At 33.8% G+C, this 3,828-nt stretch carries 6 protein-coding genes and 1 pseudogene; 3 read left to right on the top strand and 4 right to left on the bottom strand.

All coding sequences use genetic code 11. The features are described 5' to 3' along the window. Positions 1-192: pseudogene (locus V7164_RS22040) on the top strand (hypothetical protein); the annotation flags it as partial. Positions 193-235: 43 nt separating this feature from the next. Here V7164_RS22040 and V7164_RS22035 read toward each other — a convergent pair. Then, positions 236-925 carry a hypothetical protein gene (locus V7164_RS22035; RefSeq protein ID WP_335345743.1) on the bottom strand — a complete coding sequence of 230 codons (690 nt, stop codon included), beginning with the start codon at positions 923-925 and terminating at the stop codon, positions 236-238. A gap of 146 nt (positions 926-1,071) precedes the next feature. Continuing rightward, complete coding sequence (locus V7164_RS22030) at positions 1,072-1,683, bottom strand: CPBP family intramembrane glutamic endopeptidase (protein ID WP_335345742.1); 612 nt, start codon at positions 1,681-1,683, stop codon at positions 1,072-1,074. A 139-nt stretch (positions 1,684-1,822) separates the two neighbouring features. Here V7164_RS22030 and V7164_RS22025 point away from each other — a divergent pair, with 139 nt between their 5' ends. Next, complete coding sequence (locus V7164_RS22025; protein WP_231734738.1) at positions 1,823-1,933, top strand: DUF6254 family protein; 111 nt, start codon at positions 1,823-1,825, stop codon at positions 1,931-1,933. Positions 1,934-2,167: 234 nt separating this feature from the next. Here V7164_RS22025 and V7164_RS22020 read toward each other — a convergent pair whose 3' ends face one another. Continuing rightward, positions 2,168-2,356, bottom strand: coding sequence for a YkvS family protein (locus tag V7164_RS22020; protein ID WP_335348084.1), 189 nt, complete (start codon positions 2,354-2,356; stop codon positions 2,168-2,170). Positions 2,357-2,608: 252 nt separating this feature from the next. Between V7164_RS22020 and V7164_RS22015 the strand changes: the two genes are divergently transcribed. Beyond that, entirely contained in the window at positions 2,609-2,803 is a 195-nt protein-coding gene (locus tag V7164_RS22015; protein ID WP_335348083.1) for a hypothetical protein, read from the top strand. A gap of 184 nt (positions 2,804-2,987) precedes the next feature. Here the strand turns inward: V7164_RS22015 and V7164_RS22010 are convergent, their stop codons facing one another. After that, the gene (locus tag V7164_RS22010; protein WP_335348082.1) at positions 2,988-3,590 is read right to left on the bottom strand and encodes a TetR/AcrR family transcriptional regulator; all 603 of its coding nucleotides are present in this window, start codon (positions 3,588-3,590) and stop codon (positions 2,988-2,990) included. Positions 3,591-3,828 lie beyond the last annotated feature (238 nt).

Below are 3,828 nucleotides of genomic sequence, written 5' to 3'. Positions count from 1 at the left end.
ATTGAGCGTCAGCTAAGGAAGTACATATCCATTCCCAGTGTAGTTACGGTTTGTATTATTTTTACTATTTGTTATTTTATCAGTTTAATAAACTATGGCACTTTATTATCATATGTATATCCGGTCTTCGGATATATAAGTATTATTTTTATCGTGTTATTGTGGATGAAGCCTTTTAATGAGGCAAGATAAAGAAAAGACCCGTCAATTTTCCAGGGTCTTTTCAGTAAAATGATTATTTGTTTATTAAAATTGTTTTACCCATTTGCAGGAATGCATCTTTATAATTTAAATCTTTCTTTGTAAAAAGAGTCAATTTAAGAGGCTGATTTGAGTTTTTAATTAAATAAGAAGTAACGACATCGTCACCATTGGATGCTTCCAATGCAATTGAATCTTTAAAAAACTCATCAGTACTCGGCACTTCAATGGGTTGAATCGTTTCGTCCACAGCTTGAAGCTGGGCCTTCGTATTTTCTTCCATCATATCCCATTGTACATCAGGAGGAAGAAGTTCTATTCGCATAAAGACATGATCATTTTCAGTTAGAAAAAGAACATCCTTTTGAGGTTCTTCAGCTGTTAAATCAAATTCAGGCAAGACATACATAGAATAAGGCTGATTATCACTTGATTTAAGAAAAGCTGTTTCTTCCTTAGCTTCGCCATTTACAGTATATTGGAGGTTTTGTTCCGGAATACGAACAACCCCATCATCTTCTTTCGTTTGTTCGTCATTATTCGGTTCTACAGTACCTTGTCCATCTTCCGTATTTTGATTTTCCTGTCTTTCCTTATTTATCTCTTCATTTTGAGTTTGATTGGATCCATTCGCTTGATTTTCATTATTGTCAGTTGTTCCACACCCTGAAAGAATGAGTCCTACTAATCCAAAAACAAACATCCATTTTTTTAAATACTTCACTGTAATTCCCCCCTGTAATTGCTAAAAAGCTGATGTAATTATTTAGACGAAAAGTAAAAATAGGAGTTACATAATTATTCCTACAATATCATTTTCTCACTTAAAGATACAAATATATTTGGGAAAATGAGTAGAATTTCACATTTTTATTTCAAGGGAAGTATTACAAATAGGAATAAATCAAAAATTAAATGTGAGACAATTAATAAAGGCATACTTTTTTTCCATGTGTAGAGCCATCCCCAGAAAAGTCCGGCAATTAATGCTGCAAAAGCCAATATCCAGTGTGCTGAGTATAAATGAACGGATGCATAGAGAATAGATGATATAACGATTGCTGCTGGGATACTTGTGTATTTTAACATTCTCTTTTGAACGAAACCGCGCCAAAAAATTTCTTCACCAGGAATAATAATTAACATGAGAACAATATAATGCCAAAGCATCGATGGTGAATATCTTCCATACAGCTTTGAAATGTCCTTCATAAAAGGAAGATTAAATAAATCAATCAAATGAAATCCAGCCCAAAAAACTCCAAATAGTAAGAGGCCAGACCCTATTCCATACGAGAGATATTGCCAAAACGGAGCTTCATCCTTCAATTCTTCGTTTAATATCGAATAGCTGATTAAAAATAAGAGAGAAGCCGAAAAGATATACCAGAAAACAGCTTTATCCTGAAAGGTAAAATACATTAAAAAATGGGCAATAAGAAGCCCGATTATTAGACGGAAATCTGCAGTTATATTTTTCAAACGTCCAAACTCCTTTCTGCAAACAAGTCTATTTTAGCAAAAAGAGCTCAATAATTGTATTCAAATGATTTCTTTTGCTTTAATGAAAATAAAATAGTAAAAAATGCTTAACCTAAAGATGAAAGAAAGGAGGGATATCGTGACAAAATCAAAACGAGAAAAAGAGCGGGCTTGGACTGTCAGGAAGCAAGATCAGAATCCGCATGGTAAAGTAAAGTCACTTAAAGAGATCGCCCAGGAGAAGGAATAATATTGATATAATTTCAAAAAAATAAATAAAAAGCAGTAGTTAGCTGCTTTTTATTTAAATATTAAGAAAGTATAACTTTTCTCGAATTTGAGAACTGTCTAGCTACAGCGCCTACCCCCTCGAGGTCACAAGCCAATCCTCCCAGAAAGGAAAAGTACACCTTTCCGAGAGGCTCGTCTTGTGCTTGTCGAGGGTGGGCAAGGCGCTTCCGCATTTATTGCTAGGAATGCGTTTTCATAAAACAGTTTCCTTCACAATTTTATAATTTTTATGATTAACTACAGTCCTTTGTTCTAGATCAAGGTCTCGATAATTTCCCATATAAGAAAGATCGACGATCACTGAGTTTTCGTTTACCTTTTCGACAATTCCCTGCAATCCATCACGGAATTCAATTACATTTCCTACTTCTGCTTTTTTCAAAAGCCTCGCCCCTTTTTGCAAGATTTGAATTAAGAGATTAATAACATTTTGCACTATATTTTATTTTTCGTAAAGTAATATGTTATTATTTCGTTAAATTACCTAATTTTACCTCGTGTAATTGAGTGCGCTTTCATTGTAATGGCTGCTGGCCATATAAATTTAGATCACATTTGAAGTTTGAGGATCCCATGGAAAACAAAACAATATTCATATAATATAAATGTAATAATAGGATGAGGGTGCTGAAATATGAACGAGGAACAAATTCAAGAAATACTCGAGAAGTTAAAGAATGGGGAATTATCGGAGTACTATGTAACAAAGGAAGAGTTTCTTCCTGTGCGTATTGTACTTGTCAAAAGGGATGATTTTAAGCATTTTAGAGGCATTGCAAAACGCGGAGGGGCTGTGCTGTATAGTTACGTAGAAACAGCTAGAAGTTAAAAGGAATAGGCATTAAAGGATGCTTGAATTGATTCAAGCATCCTTTTTAACATAGTGGAGGAGAAATGCACCACGAATATGGTATGAGCTAGGTTACAGAGTTGAACTGACACCATGCAGCCCCGTTTTTTAAATTGCAGATCCGATATTAAAAACATCGTGATAAGGCCCTGGGACTTATGAATCATTTTCCGATATACTTTACTGAGTAAATATGTGTTTTCGATAGATTAATAACTTCCTCGATAAATTTTTCTTGGGATTCTTTAAAGCCATTTTGGATCCAATTTTTGATGAGTCCGTAAAAGCCATAAGCTGTATATCGTTTAAAATAATCCATATTGACTGGGATATTGTTGATGGTTTCGAAAATAAATTGTTCTTTATAGATTTTTAAGATCGTTTGAGGGAACCGTGTATGTAGTCCCGGTAACGTGTCATCATAGTTAATCAGTTCAAAAAAATGCTGGTTTTTATAAATATAAGAAACGATATTAAAAGATGGTTCATTTAGCTTGGCCGTATATACTTTCTGACCTGTTACATATGGTTTGCCAACTGAATCTTCTAACCCTTGTAGCATAGAAATAAGTAAATCTTCAGCTATTTCAATTTTATCTAAGTAATGGACATAAAAGGTACTGCGATTATAAGCGGCAAAATCAACAATATTTTTTACAGAAACGGAATGGTAACCCTTTTCTTTTATGAGTTCAATCATTGCTTGCTTTAAATGTTCTTTTGTCCGATTTTGTCGCCCGGATGTCGTATTTTGTTCGTTATTCATGATGATACCTCCCTGAAAATAGACAGATTTATCATAAGTGTCTAATTAGTAGACACTTAATGATATCTTAATGATTGTTAAATGTGTACAAAGTAGTAAAATTTAATTGTGAACAAAATAGCACAGATATTAAATCTGGCTAGCATTTTTCACGAGTATGTAGTATGGGAACTATAATCATGGGGGGAATTTAGAATGGGGAAACTGCAAGACAAAGTAGCTGTCATTACAGGTGGAG

The sequence above is a fragment of the Bacillus sp. JJ1474 genome, assembly GCF_036965225.1.
Classification (GTDB): Bacteria; Bacillota; Bacilli; order Bacillales; family Cytobacillaceae; genus Cytobacillus.
The sequence above is the reverse complement of the archived record's forward strand: the minus strand, read 5'-3'. Positions and strand labels throughout refer to the sequence as shown.